Consider the following 15,255-nt stretch of genomic DNA (forward strand, 5'->3'; position numbering starts at 1 on the left):
GGGCGGCCCGCTCCGATCCGGAGCGGGCCGCCCTTCGGCGTGCGGCAGGCGGTCAGCCGGCCAGGGCCACCGCGGTGTCCAGCCCGGCCGAGCGGCTGAGCGCCTCGGCGAGCGAGTCCGTCGCCCCGGCAGCCGGACCGGTGGCGCGCCAGGCGACGAAGGCGTCCGGGCGAACCAGCACCGCGCCGCCCGCCGAGACCCCGTACGCCTCGGCCCAGTCGCGGTCCTTGGGCTTCAACTCGCTCTCCGGGCCGACCCGGTGGACCCGCAGCGGGACACCGAGCCGCTCGGCGGCCTGGGTCGCGGCCTCCGCCCAGGCGGAGCCGGCCTCGTCGGTGAGCAGCACGTAGGAGTCCCAGAACAGGTCGATGGTGGAGACGACCTCGCCGTCCCGCTCGACCCAGACGTGCGGGGCCCGGGTGCCGGGCACGCCGGTGAGCTGGAGCTGCGGGCTGAGCACCGGGCCGTCGCCCTCGCCGGTGATGGAGGAGGAGGTGTAGCGGTACCCGAGGGTGATGATGATGTCGTCCACCATCTCGGCCCGGTCCTGGTCGGTGGCGTGGCCGTGCCGGATCCGGTTGCGGACCATCGCCTGCGCCGCCATCGCGGAGCCGACCGCGTGGCGCTCGGCGTGGTACGTGTCGAGCAGGGGGTCACCCGCCCAGCCCTTGAGCACGGCCGCCAGCTTCCACGCGAGGTTGTGGGCGTCGTGGATGCCGGTGTTGGCGCCGAAGCCGCCGGCCGGCGGGTGCAGGTGGGCGGCGTCGCCGGCCAGGAAGACCCGCTGGGTGCGGAAGCGCTCGGCGACCAGCTGGGCGCCCTGCCACGGCACCTTGTCGACCACCTCGACCGCGAGGTCGGCCTTGCCGGCCGCCGTGCGCACGATCTCGACGCAGCGCTCGTCGGTGAAGTCCTCCGGCTTCTCGCCGCGCTCGGGGTGGTAGATGGGGGCGGCCAGGTACGGGTCGCAGCCGTGCAGCCGGGAGAGGCCCATCAGCGTGCCGTTGACATTGGCGTAGCAGAGGATGAACTTGCGGCCCTTGAGCACCGTCTCCAGCTCGGGCGCCTTGAAGTAGATGCTGAGCGCGTTGAAGACCGTCCCGCGCCCGTGCCGTTCCACCCCGAGGTGCTTGCGGACGCTGCTGTTCGCGCCGTCGGCCCCCACCAGGTAGTCGGCCCGGATGGTGAAGCGCTTGCCGGTGGCGTTCTCCTCGGCGACGGCGGTGACGCCGTCCTCGTCCTGGGTGAACTCGATCAGCCGGGTGCCGAACCGGACGTCCGAGCCGAACTCCCGGGCCTTCTCGACCAGGACCTTCTCGTAGCGGTCCTGCCCGCAGCCCATCACCCGCTCGGGGCTGACCGTCGGGCCGTCCAGCGAGGGGGCCTCCAGGACCACCGCGTCGTCGATCCCGGCGAAGGTGTCGACCTGGATGATCCCGCCCTCGAAGTAGGGGTGGGAGTCGCCCATCTCCAGCGCCCGGATGTCGGCGTGGATGCCGGCGGCCCGGAACAGCTCCAGGGTGCGCGCCTGGAGACCCGGGGCGCGGGGCAGCAGCGACGTACCGTCGCGCTTCTCGAGCACCATCGTGCGGATCCCGTGGCGCCCGCTGAAGAGGGCGGTGGAGAGGCCGACCGGCCCGGCTCCCACGATCAGCACAGGGATGTTCACGTCATACATGCGTGTCCCCTCATGAACTCATGAACAGTGGCGGGTCGATCCGGCACTGCGTCAGGGGTACCGGCGCGAACTCGAGGATTCCTGGCTTCACGGTCGGGCCCCGGGCCGCCGCGACCCCTCCAGACAGGTTCGAGGGTTGCTCCATCTCCGGCTGTCAGCGTCACACCCCGACAGGTGCGGCGCCTGGCAGGCAGGCGTCCAGGAAAGGAGTCTCAGCAATGACTACCAAGGCCCCGGACGTCGGTACCGCCGCGGGGATACTGCGCCTCGGCAACGCGTTCTGCGATGCCAAGGCCCTCCTGACGGCTGTGGAACTCGACCTGTTCACACAGCTGCACAAGGCGCCGAGCGGTTCGGCCACCGTCGAGGAGGTCAAGGATCTGCTCGGGCTGCACGGCCGGGGCCTGCAGGACTTCCTCGACCTGCTGGTCGCGCTGCGGATCCTGGAGCGCCAGGAGGGCCGCTACCGCAACGCGGAGGGTACCGACCGGCACCTGGTGCGCGGTGGCGAGGCCTATGTCGGCGGCTTCCTGCTGCGCTCCAGCCGCAACCTCTACCCGGCCTGGGGCCGGCTGGAGGAGGCGCTGCGCACGGGGCAGCAGCAGTCCGGCAGCCACTACGACGAGGTGACCCAGAACCCCGAGATCCTCCGCCAGTTCATCGGCAGCATGGACGCCTTCACCAACGTGCTCGGCGCCCAGCTGATCGAGGCGTACGACTGGTCCGGCCACGGCTCGGTGGTGGACGTGGGCGGCGCGCGCGGCAACCTGGCCTCGCAGATCGTCCGGGCCCGGCCGCACCTGGCCGGGCGCGTCTTCGACCTGCCCGAGATGAAGCCGTTCGCCGAGGAGCTGATCGCGGAGCTCGGCCTGACCGGCAAGCTGGAGTTCCACGGCGGCAGCTTCTTCACCGACCCGCTGCCCTCGGCGGACGTGGTGGTGCTCGGCCACGTGCTGCACGACTGGGACCCGCAGCAGCGCAGCATGCTGGTGCACAAGGCCTTCGACGCGGTCAACCCCGGCGGCACGCTGCTGGTCTACGACCGGATGCTGGACGACGAGCCGGAGCACGCCGAGAACCTGGTGATCAGCCTCGACATGCTGCTGGTGACCGACGGCGGCTCGGAGTACCCGGCCGCCGAGATCGTGGGCTACGCGGAGCACGCCGGCTTCGCCGGCACCGAGGTCGTCCCGCTGGGCGACTTCGACACCCTGGTGATCTGCCGCAAGGCGGCCTGACCGGTCAACGGCAAGGAGGGCGCCCCCGGACCTCGGTCCGGGGGCGCCCTCCTTGCGAGGCCCCGCCGTTCAGCCGGCCTTGCGGCAGAGCACGAGCGTGTCGAAGTCGGCGAGCGGCCGGTGGGTGACCTCGGTGAAGCCCGCCGCCCGCGCCTGGGCACCGATCTCGGCGACGGTGTACTCGGCGCCGCCCTCGGTGACCAGCAGCATGTTCAGACTGGCGACCAGGTTCTCGGTGTCGTCGGGCAGCTCGCCCAGCATCCGGTCGTAGACCAGCAGCGCCCCGCCGGGGTTGACCGCGCGGTACGCCTTGTCGAGCAGCTGCTGCCGCTGCGCAGGGTCCCAGTCGTGCAGGATGTGGCCTAGCACGAGCACGTCCGCCGAGGGCAGCGCGTCCTGGAAGAAGTCGCCCGGGTGGAAGACGGCCTGTCCGGTCCGGCCGAGTTCGGCCTGGTACTCGTGGAAGAACGGCTCCAGCTGCGGAAGGTCGAAGACGTGGCCCTCCAGGCCGGGGCGGGCCGCGAGCAGTTGGCCGAGCAGGTGCCCCCGGCAGCCGCCGACGTCCAGCACCGAGCGGTACTCCACCCCCTCCAGGGCGGCGAGCAGCCGCACCCCCAGGCCCTGGGTCAGGCCGTCCATCATCCGCACGAAGTGGCCGGTGGCGACCGGGTCGTCGAGCATGCCCGTGTAGTCGACCCGGCCCTGCGGCCGGCCGGTGCGCAGCGCCTGCGCCAGGTCCGCGTAGACCGGGTAGAGGTTGATGTCCGCGCCGCGCAGGAAGCCGCCGACCGCACCGGGGCGGCTGGCCACCAGGAAGCGGTCGGCGCCCTCCGCGTTGCGGTAGCGGCCGTCGGCGTCCCGGCGCAGCAGGCCGAGGGAGGTGAGCAGCTCCAGGAAGTCGGCGAGCCCCCGGCCGTGCAGGCCGAGCCGCTGCCGGAGCCCCTCGGTGGTCGCGGGGCCTTCGTCGAGCACGGTGAAGAGGTCGAGCCGGACGGCGGTGAGCAGGGCCTTCGCGGTGCAGAACCGGTTGCCGAGTTGCAGGATGTGAGCCGCCGTACCGACGTTCTCCACGGTGGTGGTCATGACCGGGTCTCCAGTTCTCTGACGATGCTGCGCGGACGATGCTGTGGGGACGGTGCCGCTCGGACGAGGTGCCGGCGCACCGGAATCTCGCAGCGCGGGATGGAGAACGGCTCGATCCGGGCTCGGTCCCTGCCGCGGGCTACCGGCCGGCCGGTGCGGCCTCCTCCTGCGGTCGCAGCCGGGCGGGGAGCAGGAAGGTCAGCAGGAAGGCCACCGCGAGCAGGGCCGTCTCGCACCAGAGGACCTGGGAGATCGCGGGGGAGAAGCCCTCCTGCCGGCCCAGCAGCCCGAAGAACAGCACGCCCAGCCCCGCGACACCGGCCGCGGCACCCAGCTGGTTGACGGTGTTGAGGACGCCGGAGGCGGACCCGGCGTCCTCGTGCGGCACTTCGGACAGCACCAGCTCGATCATGGGCGAGGCCACCAGGCCCATGCCCAGGCCCATCACCAGCAGCGCCGGCGCGAGGGCCCAGGCGTCGGCGGCCGCGCTGTGGTGACGAATCGTCAGGAGCAGCGCCACCACGCCGACCGTCATCACCGCGATGCCGCCGCTGAGCACGATCCGGCCCAGGCGCTTGGCGGCCAGCGGGGAGAACGAGGAGGTGGCCACCACCCCGAGCGAGAACGGCAGGACCGCCAGGCCCGCGCCACCCGCGGAGAAGCCCATGCCGTTCTGGAGGAAGTAGGTGAAGGGGAAGAAGAAGCCGGCCACGGCGGCGAAGAAGAACAGCAGCAAGACCAGCCCGACCGTGAACGTCCGCCTGCCGAACAGCGCCGGCTGGACCAGCGCGAAGCCGTCCCGCCGCTGCTTGGCCCGCTCGTGGGCGGCGAACGCCAGGAGCAGCGGGACGGAGCAGCCCATCGCGACGAACGACCAGGTGGGCCAGCCGAGTTCGCGGCCCTGCACCAGCGGGTACAGCACCGCGAGGAGTGCCGCGGTCACCAGCAGCACGCCCACCCCGTCCAGCCGTCGGGCGTCCGGGGCCTTCGACTCGCGGACGTACCGGGCCACCCCGGCCAGCGCCACCAGCCCGACCGGCAGGTTGATGAGGAAGATCGGCCGCCAGGACCACCCGAACAGGTTCGCGTTGATCAACAGGCCGCCGAGCACCGGCCCGAGCACCGAGGCCAGCCCGGAGAGGGCGCCGAACAGCCCGAACACCTTGGCCCGCTCGCTGTCCGGGAACGACACCTGGAAGATCGACAGCCCCTGGGTCACCACCAGGGCTCCGCCGAGGCCCTGGAAGACCCGCGCGAGGATGAGCGCCGAGGGGGTCGGCGCGGCGCCGCAGCCGGCCGAGGCGATCAGGAACAGGACGATCCCGATGAGCAGCACCCGCTTGCGCCCCAGCAGGTCGCCGACCCGCCCGGCCGTCACCAGGCAGAGCGCGAAGGTGAGGGTGTACGCCTCGACGACCCACTGGAGGGCCGCGCCGCTCGCGTGCAGGTGCTGCTGGAGTCCGGGCAGCGCCACCACGACGATCGAGGTGTCGACGAGGTCGAGCGCCATCGCGACCAGGACGAAGACCGCCGCGCGCCAGCGCATCGGGTCGGGGCCGCTCGGGGCGGCCAGGCCGACTTGGTCGGGTGCGATCGTCATGTGTTCTCTCCGTCAGCGTCTTGGGCCGTGCCCGCGCGGCGATCGGCGCCGACGGGCCGGGGGGCGGTACCCGCGACGGGAGATGCTGGCAGGCTCGGCTCGGGTGGCGGTCGAGCGCCGACGGGGACGCGCGAGGGCCCCTCCGGCCGTGTCCGGAGGGGCCCTCGACGGTGCGTCAGGAGGCGATCGGCGCCGCTTCCAGTGCGTGGTAGAGGTACGGGCAGGGCAGCGGGGTGGCGGCGGTGAGCCGCAGGCCGGCGCCGGCGAACAGCTGCTCGTACTCCGCCAGGGTGCGCTCGCGGCCGGTGGTCATCACCAGCATCTCGATGTCGGAGATGGCCGCACCCAGCGCGTCGCCCGGGTCCTCGTCGGTGCTCTCGCCCTCGGACAGCACCGAGGTGAAGACGACGACCCGGCCGCCCTCGGGGAGGACCTCGCGGATGTTGCCGAGGATCCGGATGCTCTCCTCGTCGTTCCAGTCGTGCAGGATGTTCTTCAGCAGGTACACGTCCCCACCGGCGGGCACCGACTCGAAGAACGAGCCCACGGTGATGTCGCAGCGGTCGTCGAGCCCGGCCTCGGCGAGCACGCCGGCGGTCTCCACGACGCCGTTGGCGGTGTCGAACACGGTGCCGCGCAGCCCGGAGTTGGCGCCGAGCACGGCCGCCAGCAGGGTGCCGCGGCCGCCGCCGACGTCCACCGCGTGCCGGAAGCGGGTGAAGTCGAAGTGCTTGACGATCGCGGGTGACTGCACGTCACTGCCGCCGGTCATCGCGGCGTGGAAGGTGGCGGCCAGCTTCGGGTCGTTCTTGAAGTGCTCGAAGAGCGGGGCGCCGTTGGCGATGTCGAACGCCGACCGCCCGGTGCGCACCGACTCCTCCAGCACCTCCCAGGCCCGCCAGACCGCGGGGTTGGCGTGCATGTCGGACAGCGGCCCGAACTGCTCGGACACCGGGGTGGCCCGGTAGCCGTCGGCGTCCTGGAAGAGCACGCCCGCCTTGACCGCGGCGTACAGCAGGCGGCGCAGGCTGCGCGGGTGGGCCCCGGTGAGCTCGATCAGCTGCTCGGCGGTCCGGGGCCGCTCGGCCACCGCGTCGAGGATGCCGAGGCTCGACACGGTCGCGCCGATCTGGTGGAGGGCGAATCCGAAGGCCAGCGGCAGGTACTCCGCGGCGGTCGCCGGCTGCGTCGGGATCTGACTGCTCATTGCACTCCCTTGGGTTCCATCAGGATCCGACCACCGTGGGTCACGGCGGTCGCGGCGCCAGCGCCGGAGGTGTACCGCCGCGAATCTCGCAGCGGCCGATGGAGGATCGCTCGATCTGCGCTGGGCCCGCGCCCCGCGCCGCCGACTCGACCGGGCTTCGAGCCGGTCCCCAGGGCGGGTGCCCACCCTGGGCCGGGGCCGAGCGGTACGCGCGGTCGAAACGTTGCGTGGAGGAGAGGGCGGTTCACAGATGAGCGCGTCGAGTCCCATCGGGTATCCCCTTCCCTGGGCGCCGGCACCGGACATTCCGGAATCCTGGGCGGCCCTGGGCGAGCGGCCGCTGCAGGAGATCACGCTGCCCAGCGGTGACCCGGCCCTCCTGGTCACCCGCTACAAGGACGTACGGCGGCTGTTCGCCGACGAGCGGCTCAGCCGCAACACCTTCGGCCGGGCCTCGCGGGTCTCCGCCAGCAACGACCTGTTCGGCGACCCGAACATCGACAACGACCCGCCGCGCTACCTGACCGAACGCTCCGTGGTGATGCGGGCGTTCAGTGCGCGCCGGATCGAGGCGCTGCGCGAGGTCGTCAAGGTGATCGTCGAGGAGCTGCTGGACGCCATGGAGGCCGGGCCGCAGCCGGCCGAGCTGATGGAGGCGTTCGCCTACCCGCTGCCCATCCTGGTGATCTGCCACATGCTCGGCGTGCCGCCGCAGGACCGGCCCAAGTTCCGGCGCCTGATCGACGGCTTCCTGTCGGTCTCGGCCCTGCCCGAGGACGAGGTCGAGGAGTGCCGGAAGCAGTACTGGGAGTACCTGGCCGAGCTGATCGACGCCAAGCGGGCCGAGCCCGGCGACGACCTGATCAGCGACCTGATCGAGATCAGCCGGGAGGATCCGTCCAAGCTGACGGCCTACCAGCTGCAGCACTGGGTCAAGACGCTGCTGATCGCCGGCTACGTGACGACGGCCTCGCAGCTGGGCACCGGCATGGCCGTGCTGCTGCACCGGCCGGAGGTGGCCGCCGAGCTGAAGGCCGACCTCTCGCTGGTGCCCTCCGCCGTCGAGGAGCTGCTCCGCTACCAGATGATGGGCACCTCGCTGGGGACGCTGCGGTACGCGGTCGAGGACATCGAGCTGCTCGACGGCAGCACGGTCATCCCGAAGGGGTCGACCGTGCTGCTCTCCCAGGAGTCCAACATGGACCCCGCGGAGTTCGACGACCCGCTGAAGCTGGACATCCACCGCACCGACAACCACCACTTGACCTTCGGCGCGGGCATCCACTTCTGCGCGGGCGCGGCCCTGGCCCGGATGGAGTTGCAGGAGGCCACCGAGGGCCTGCTGCGGCGGTTCCCGGGGCTGCGGCTCGCGGTGCCGGGCGAGGAGCTGAAGCGGCCGGTCGGCGGCTTCCTCGCCGGTTACACCGAGATCCCGGTGAGCTGGTGACGGCCATGGGCTCCCTGCGCGTCTCGGCCGACCGGGAGAGCTGTGTGACCAGCAGCCTCTGCGTCTACCGGCTGCCCCAGGTGTTCGACCAGGACGCCGAGGGCCGGGTGCTGGTGGTGGACGAGCAGCCGCCGGACGGGCTGCTCCGCGAGTTGCAGCGCGCCCGGCGCGGCTGCCCGACCCGGTCGATCCGGCTCGAGGGGCCGGGCGTCGAGCCCGACGAGGCGGGGGAGGCCACGCCATGACCGACTCGCCGCTGCGCGTCCTCGTCATCGGCGCCGGCACCGGCGGCATGGCGCTGGCCCACGGCCTGCGCCGGGCGGGCTTCGAGGTCGCGGTGTTCGAGCGCGACCGCACCCGCAGCGCGGGCCTGCACGGCTACCGGGTCGGCATCGGGCCCGACGGCAGCTCCGCCCTCAAGCGGCTGCTGCCCCCCGAGCTGTACGAGACCTTCAAGGCCACCTGCGCCCGCCCGCCGCGCCACTTCGTGATGCTCACCGAGCGGCTCCGCACCAGCATCGCCCTGCCGGTCCGCCCGGCCGTGGACGAGGAGAGCGGCGAGCGGTCGGTCAGCCGGATGACGCTGCGCCAGGTGCTGTTCACCGGCATGGAGGACGTCGTCCGGTTCGACAAGGAGTTCACCCACTACGAGCAGCACCCCGACGGCCGGGTCACCGCCCACTTCCAGGACGGCAGCCAGGAGACCGGGGACCTGCTGGTGGCCGCCGACGGGGCCGGCTCCCGGGTGCGCAGGCAGTACCTGCCGCACGCCCGGGTGGAGGACGCCGGGATCATCTCGATCGCCGCGAAGCTGCCGGCCACGCCCGAGGCCCTGGCCCTGCTGCCGGACAGCGTCCGCAACGGCATCGGCCTGGTGCTCGGCCCCAAGGGTTACACCTGCATCCTGCACACCATGGAGTTCCCCTGGGACGGGGAGGGCCGGGTCAAGGACGGCATCGGCGGCAACGACGCCGAGCTGGTCGGGCAGTGGCCGGGCCTGCTGTTCGACAACACCCGCGACTACGTCAACTGGGGCTTCTGGGCCTCGACCGACAAGTTCCCGCCGGACGTGATGAAGCGCGACGGCCGTGAACTGATCGACCTCGTCCAGGAGATGACCTCCGGGTGGCATCCCGCCCTCCGGGAGCTGATCCGGCTGGGCGACCCCAGCACCTGCTTCCCGATCAACATCCGCACCTCCGTGCCCGTCCCGCAGTGGCCCACCACCACCATCACGCTGCTCGGCGACGCGATCCACACCATGACGCCCGGTCAGGGGGTCGGCGCCAACACCGCCCTGCGCGACGCGGCGCTGCTCACCAAGCGGCTCACCGCCTTCCGCGAGGGCCGGCTCAGCCTGCACGACGCCGTCCGCGGCTACGAGACCGAGATGATCCGGTACGGCTTCGAGGCCGTGCTGGCGTCGAAGCGCCAGACCGGCGGCGACCAGCCGATCCACCGGCCGTACCTCGGGCGGCTGGCGCTCGCCGGGATGCGCTCCTACTTCTTCGTGGCCTCGCGGGTGCCGTCCATGAAACAGAAGATGGCCGACGCCATGCACACCCACCGCGGCGGGGACCGGGACGACTGACCGGCCCGGCCCGCCCGCCTGCCCAAGCGACCGAGGAGAACACAGTGGACATCGGGGTTTGCCTGCCGATCGGCGTACCCGGCGCCTCCGGCGGCCAGTTGATCGAGTTCGCCCGCCGGGCCGACGCTCTCGGCTTCAGCAGCCTGACCGTCACCGACCGCGTGGTGTACGACAGTTACGACAGCCTCGTGGCCCTCTCCGCGGCCGCCGCGGTCACCACCCGGATCAAGCTGGTCACGGCCATCCTGCTGCCCGCCTACCGGCCCAGCGTGGTGGAACTGGCCAAGCAGCTCGCCAGCCTGGACCGGCTCTCCGAGGGCCGCCTGGTGATCGGCGTCTCGGCCGGCATGCGCGAGGACGACTACGCCGCGACCGGCACCGACTTCAGCACCCGGGGCCACCGCCTGGACACCATGCTGCAGGAGCTGCGGGAGGTCTGGGCCGGCAAGGGCCCGACGCCCGGAGTCGGCCCGCGCCCGGTCAACGGCGACATCCCGCTGTGGGGCGGCGGCCACTCCCCGGCCGGGCTGCGCCGCGCCGCGCGCCACGCAATCGGCTGGATCTCCCCCGGCGGCCCGCCGCAGCGCTTCGCCGACCAGGTGGCCGGCTTCCGCGCGCTGTGGGACGAGGAGGGCCGCAGCGGCTCCCCCCGGATGGGCGCGAACTGCTACGTGGCCCTCGGCCCGGGCGGGGCGGAGCACGCCCGGGAGCACATGCTCAGCTACTACGCCTACATGGGCCAGTTGGCCGAGCACCTGGCGAAGGGCGCCGTGACCGAGGCCGACACGCTCCGCGCGCTGGTCGAGGGCTACGCCGCCGCCGGCTGCGACGAGCTGTTCCTGCTGCCGGTCACCGCCGACCCCGGCCACCTGGACCTGCTCGCGGATGCGGTCCTGCGCTGATGCCCGCGGATTCGAGCCGGCCAGGGCCGGGCCGCAGCGCGGTGGTCGTCGGGGGCGGGATCGGCGGGCTGGCCGCCGCCGTCGGACTGCACCGGACCGGCTGGCGCGTCACCGTGCTGGAACGCGCTCCCGAGCCGCGCGAGGCCGGCGCCGGCATCTCGCTGCTGACCAACGCCCAGCGGGCCCTGGACCTGCTGGGCCTCGGGGACGCCGTCCGGGCGAACGCGGCGGTGATGGCACCCGGGGGAGAGGGCCTGCGGCTCGCCTCCGGACGCCGCCTCCAGCCGCCGGCCGACCCGGCCTTCCTGCGGGAGAGGGGCCTGTCCCTCCTGGTGCTGACCCGCCCCGCCCTGCACGGCCTGCTGCGCGCCGCCCTCCCGGACGGCGCGCTGCGCACCGGCGCGGCCGTCACCCGGGTCGTCGACCAAGGGGGCTCCGCGGTGGCCTTCCACCGCACGCCGGAGGGCGAGCAGGCCGTGAGCGGCGACCTGGTGATCGCCGCGGACGGAGCCTTCAGCGCGATCAGGAGTGCCCTGTGGCCGCAGGTGCCGCCGCCCGTCTACAGCGGGCACAGCGTCTGGCGGGGCATCGCCGAAGGGGTCGACAGTGCCGCCGAGCCGGGCGGCAGCACCTGGGGGCGCGGCCTGGAGTTCGGCCGGATGCCGCTCGGCGGCGACCGCGTCTACTGGTTCGCCGTCGCCAACACACCGGAGGGCAGGCGCTTCCCCGACGAACACGCCGAGGTGCTGCGCCGGTTCGGCTCCTGGCACCAGCCGGTGCCCGCGCTGATCGCCGCGACCCCGCTGGGCGGGGTGCTGCGCCACGACGTCTTCGAGCTGGCGCAGCCGCTGCCCGGTTACGTGTCCGGGCGGGTGGCAGTGCTGGGCGACGCCGCGCACGCCATGACCTCCGATCTCGGGCAGGGGGCGTGCCAGGCCCTGGAGGACGCGGCGGTCCTGTGCGCCGTCCTCGCGGCGCAGGACGACATCCCCCGGGCGCTCGCCGACTACGACGAGCAGCGTCGGCCGCGGTCCCAGTCGATCGTCGAAGCGTCGCGTCGGATGGGCGAGTTGAAGCTGACCGAGCGGCCCTGGCAGCTGCTGCGGCGCAATGCCCGGATGCGGCGCACGCAGCCGCGGGCGAGCCAGCAGGGGCTGGCCATGGTGGGTGACTGGCACCCGCCGGCCCTCCCCGAGCCCGCGGCGGTGGCGGCGGCCCGGCCGGGGGAGGCCCGGTGATCCTGGTGATCGGTGCGACCGGCACCGTGGGCCGTGAGGTGGTCGCCGGTCTGACCGCCGCCGGCCACCGGGTCCGGGCCTTCACCCGTGCCGCCGCCCGGGCCGGCTTCGGCCCCGGCGTCGAGCCGGCCGAGGGCGACCTGGCCCGGCCGGAGACCGTGCGGGCCGCGCTGGCGGGCGTCGACGGCGTCTTCGTGCTGTCGGCCGGCCCCGATGCCGCCGCGCACGAGGCGGCCGTGGCCGAGGCCGTCCGCCGGGGCGGCGTCCGCAAGGTGGTGAAGCTCTCCTCCGTCGCCGCCGACGAACCGGTGGTCGGCGCCTACGGGCACGCCCAGGCGGATGCCGAGCGGGCGTTCGCCCGGTCCGGCGCCGAGTGGACCGCGCTGCGCGCGGCCGGCTTCATGTCGAACGTCCTGCAGTGGCGGGCGTCGATCGCTGCCGAGGGCAGGGTCTACCAGACCTACGGCGACATCCCGAGAGCCGTCGTCGACCCCGCGGACGTGGCCGCGGCGGCGGTCGTCTGCCTGACCTCCGAGGGGCACGGCGGGCGGATCTACCGGCTCACCGGACCCGAGGCGCTGACCGCGCCCGAGCAGGCGGCGAAGGTCGCCCGCCTGCTCGGGCGCCCGTTGGAGTACGTCGAGGCGCCGCCGGAGGCCGCCGCCCGGGCGATGGCCGCCGGCGGCCTGCCGCCCGCGTTCGCGGCCGGTCTGCTGGACGCGCTCGCCGACCCCGATCCGCGCCGTGGCGGCACCCCGCTGCCGACCGTCCAGGAGCTCACCGGCCGGCCGGCCGGCACCTTCGACGCCTGGCTGCTGCGGCACCGGGGCGAGCTGGACCCGCGGCAGGCTCCGGCGCGCTGACGGGGTGCCGCCGGCCGCTCCGGCGGGACTCGAGCCGTTCTCGACCGCCATGGCCGAGTTTCGGGGACGAAATCATTCGGTATACGACCGCCTGGGGGCGGGATGAGGGGTGGACGGCGATGCTGCGACGACGACTCTGGTCCCGCGCCGAACCCCTGGTCGCCCAAGTCCTGGACCATCCCTTCTGGGCCGGGCTCCGGGACGGCACGCTGCCGCCCCAGGTCCTCTGGCACTTCGCGGAGCAGGACGCCCGCTACACGGTGCCCGCCTACGCGCGGGCCCTCGCCCGTACCGCGGCCGCGCCGGACCGGGAGGACCACGGCGCGCTGCTCGCGGGCGCGGCCTGCGCCACCTTCGAGTCGCTCACCCGGATGTCCCGCGAGCTGACGGAGCTGTCCGACCGGTTCGAGGGGCTGGCACCGGCGGCCGGCATCAGCCCGTCGACGCTGGCCCACACCTCGTTCATGACGGCCGCCGCCACCGAGTCCTTCGCCGCCGGGATCGGCGGGCTGCTGCCCATGACCTGGTTCCACCAGCAGGTCTGCCTGGACCTGAGGAAGCGTCAAGTCCCGGGCGCGCGCTACGAGTGGTGGATCGACCAGTACTGTCCCGAGGACGGCTTCCATGACTACGTCGAGGCCTACCTCGAGATGATCGACGACTTCGGCCGGCGGGCGACCGAGGCCGAAGTCACTGTGCTCGCCGACAGTTTCCTGTACGGCGCCCGCTACGAGCTGGCCTTCTGCGAGGCGGCCTGGCGGTTGCAGGGCTGGGCCGAATGACATCGGAAAGGACTATGGAGAACGTGAATTCATACGACGAAAGCGTGCCGGTACTCATCGTCGGCGGGGGGTACTCGGGTCTGGCGACCTCGATGTTCCTCGCCCACCACGGGGTGCGCTCGCTCCTGGTGGACCGTCATGCCGGGGTGGCGGTCCAGGGCCGCGCGCGCGGCATCAACCCGCGCACCATGGAGATCTACCGTCCGCTCGGCATCGAGGAGCGCATCAAGGAGGCGGGCCGCCCCTTCGACGCGGACTCGGGCGTGGTGCGCTGCGAGAGCCTGAGTTCCGAGTGGAACTGGATCATGATGCAGGACTCGCCGCGCGCGCTGCCCGAGCTGACGGCGGGTGAGTTCGGCATGGCCGACCAGAGCACCGTCGAGCCGATCCTGGCCGAGACGGCCCGCGCCGGGGGTGCCGAGCTCCGCCACTACACCCAGTGCGTGTCGGTCGAGCAGGACGCCGACGGCGTGACGGCCGTGATCGAGGACCGCACGACGGGCAAGCGGCGGACGGTACGGGCGCAGTACCTGGTCGCCTGTGACGGCTACCGCGGCGGCATCCGGGAGAGCGTGGGCATCGAGCGCACCGGGCGCGGGGTGATCCGTTCCTACGTCTCCTTCGTCATCAAGGCCGACCTGTCGGATCTGATCGAGAAGACCGCGCTGTTCTGGATCATCGGCGGCGGCAGTGTGGCCGGCGGGTTCGTCACCCACGCGGTGCCGAACCAGTGGGGCGTGGCGCTCACCTACGACCCCGCCGTCGAGTCGCCGGAGGACTTCACGATCGAGCGGTGCGCGAAGGCGGCGCAGGGCCTGATCGGCCGTGACGTGCCGGTCGAGGTCGTGGACAAGGCGGCGTGGGAGGAGGCCGTCGGCGTCGCCGACCGGTACCGCAGCGGCCGGGTCTTCCTGGCCGGTGACGCCGCGCACGTCTGGCCGCCGGCCGGCGCGCTGGGTGCCAACTCGGCCGTGCAGGACGCCCACAACCTGGCCTGGAAGCTCGCCGCCGTGCTGAAGGGGCAGGCGGGCGACGCCCTGCTGGACAGCTACGAGGACGAGCGCCGCGCCGTCGCGGTCGAGCTGGCCGACCTCACCGTCCGCAGCCAGGAGTCGCGGTTCGGGCCCACCCCGCAGGAGGACCCGCTGGAGCCCACGCTGTGCATCCTGGCCCAGCGGTACCGGTCCTCGGCGATGATCGGCGCCGAGCACACCGGCGTGATCGGCGAGACGGTGGACCAGTACGCCAAGCCCGGCACCCGCGCGCCGCACCTGTGGCTCGACCACGAGGGCCGCCGCATCGGCGTGCACGACCTCTTCCACGACGCCTTCACCCTCGTCACCGGACCGTCGGGCGACGAGTGGCAGCGGGCCGTGGAGACCGTCTCCGGGCGCACCTCCGTCCCGGTCCGGGCCTACCGGGTCGGCCCGGCCTCGGCCGCCCCCGAGCTGGTCGACGTCGAGGCGAACTGGGCCGCCCGCTACCGCCTCGGCCACGGCGGCGCGGTGCTGGTGCGCCCCGACGGCTACGTGGCGTGGCGCTCCGAGGAGCTGCCGGACGACCCGGCCGCCGCGCTGGCCGACGCGCTCCGCCAGGTGCTCGGCAAGGCGGCCTGACCTCTCGACA

General features: G+C 73.2%; 13 protein-coding genes. 9 read left to right on the forward strand and 4 right to left on the reverse strand.

Annotated features, from left to right (window positions below):
• Window positions 1-52: 52 nt before the first annotated feature.
• Window positions 53-1,678, reverse strand: a complete 1,626-nt coding sequence (locus tag CFP65_RS21000; RefSeq protein ID WP_104817628.1) for an FAD-dependent monooxygenase — start codon at window positions 1,676-1,678, stop codon at window positions 53-55.
• Between the two features lie 218 nt (window positions 1,679-1,896).
• Between CFP65_RS21000 and CFP65_RS21005 the strand changes: the two genes are divergently transcribed.
• Window positions 1,897-2,916, forward strand: coding sequence for a methyltransferase (locus CFP65_RS21005; protein ID WP_104817629.1), 1,020 nt, complete (start codon window positions 1,897-1,899; stop codon window positions 2,914-2,916).
• A gap of 69 nt (window positions 2,917-2,985) precedes the next feature.
• On the opposite strand, the gene CFP65_RS21010 is transcribed toward CFP65_RS21005, so the two are convergent.
• From CFP65_RS21010 to CFP65_RS21020, 3 genes are all read right to left on the reverse strand, one after another.
• A complete protein-coding gene (locus CFP65_RS21010) occupies window positions 2,986-3,999 on the reverse strand; it encodes a methyltransferase (RefSeq protein ID WP_104817630.1) in 1,014 nt (337 codons plus the stop codon).
• A 139-nt stretch (window positions 4,000-4,138) separates the two neighbouring features.
• Window positions 4,139-5,599: an MFS transporter gene (locus CFP65_RS21015; protein ID WP_104817631.1), complete on the reverse strand. Its 1,461-nt coding sequence runs from the start codon at window positions 5,597-5,599 to the stop codon at window positions 4,139-4,141.
• Window positions 5,600-5,774: 175 nt separating this feature from the next.
• Window positions 5,775-6,806, reverse strand: a complete 1,032-nt coding sequence (locus CFP65_RS21020; RefSeq protein WP_158702295.1) for a methyltransferase — start codon at window positions 6,804-6,806, stop codon at window positions 5,775-5,777.
• Window positions 6,807-7,056: 250 nt separating this feature from the next.
• Between CFP65_RS21020 and CFP65_RS21025 the strand changes: the two genes are divergently transcribed.
• The 8 genes from CFP65_RS21025 (at window position 7,057) to CFP65_RS21060 (ending at window position 15,245) form a co-directional block, all read left to right on the forward strand.
• Entirely contained in the window at window positions 7,057-8,253 is a 1,197-nt protein-coding gene (locus CFP65_RS21025; RefSeq protein ID WP_104817632.1) for a cytochrome P450, read from the forward strand.
• A 5-nt stretch (window positions 8,254-8,258) separates the two neighbouring features.
• The gene (locus tag CFP65_RS21030; protein ID WP_174805557.1) at window positions 8,259-8,498 is read left to right on the forward strand and encodes a ferredoxin; all 240 of its coding nucleotides are present in this window, start codon (window positions 8,259-8,261) and stop codon (window positions 8,496-8,498) included.
• Entirely contained in the window at window positions 8,495-9,844 is a 1,350-nt protein-coding gene (locus CFP65_RS21035; RefSeq protein ID WP_104817633.1) for an NAD(P)/FAD-dependent oxidoreductase, read from the forward strand. Before CFP65_RS21030 ends, CFP65_RS21035 begins: the two co-directional genes overlap by 4 nt.
• A 44-nt stretch (window positions 9,845-9,888) precedes the next feature.
• Complete coding sequence (locus CFP65_RS21040) at window positions 9,889-10,746, forward strand: LLM class flavin-dependent oxidoreductase (RefSeq protein ID WP_104817634.1); 858 nt, start codon at window positions 9,889-9,891, stop codon at window positions 10,744-10,746.
• Window positions 10,746-11,984: an FAD-dependent monooxygenase gene (locus tag CFP65_RS21045; RefSeq protein WP_104817635.1), complete on the forward strand. Its 1,239-nt coding sequence runs from the start codon at window positions 10,746-10,748 to the stop codon at window positions 11,982-11,984. Before CFP65_RS21040 ends, CFP65_RS21045 begins: the two co-directional genes overlap by 1 nt.
• A complete protein-coding gene (locus CFP65_RS21050) occupies window positions 11,981-12,847 on the forward strand; it encodes an NAD(P)H-binding protein (RefSeq protein WP_104817636.1) in 867 nt (288 codons plus the stop codon). The genes CFP65_RS21045 and CFP65_RS21050 overlap by 4 nt, the downstream gene beginning before the upstream one ends.
• A gap of 119 nt (window positions 12,848-12,966) precedes the next feature.
• On the forward strand, window positions 12,967-13,629 hold the full coding sequence (locus CFP65_RS21055) for a TenA family protein (protein WP_104817637.1): 663 nt from the start codon (window positions 12,967-12,969) through the stop codon (window positions 13,627-13,629).
• 44 nt (window positions 13,630-13,673) lie between these two features.
• Window positions 13,674-15,245, forward strand: coding sequence for an FAD-dependent monooxygenase (locus tag CFP65_RS21060; protein ID WP_217368176.1), 1,572 nt, complete (start codon window positions 13,674-13,676; stop codon window positions 15,243-15,245).
• Window positions 15,246-15,255: the final 10 nt, after the last annotated feature.

This window comes from Kitasatospora sp. MMS16-BH015, from assembly GCF_002943525.1.
Lineage (GTDB): Bacteria > Actinomycetota > Actinomycetes > Streptomycetales > Streptomycetaceae > Kitasatospora.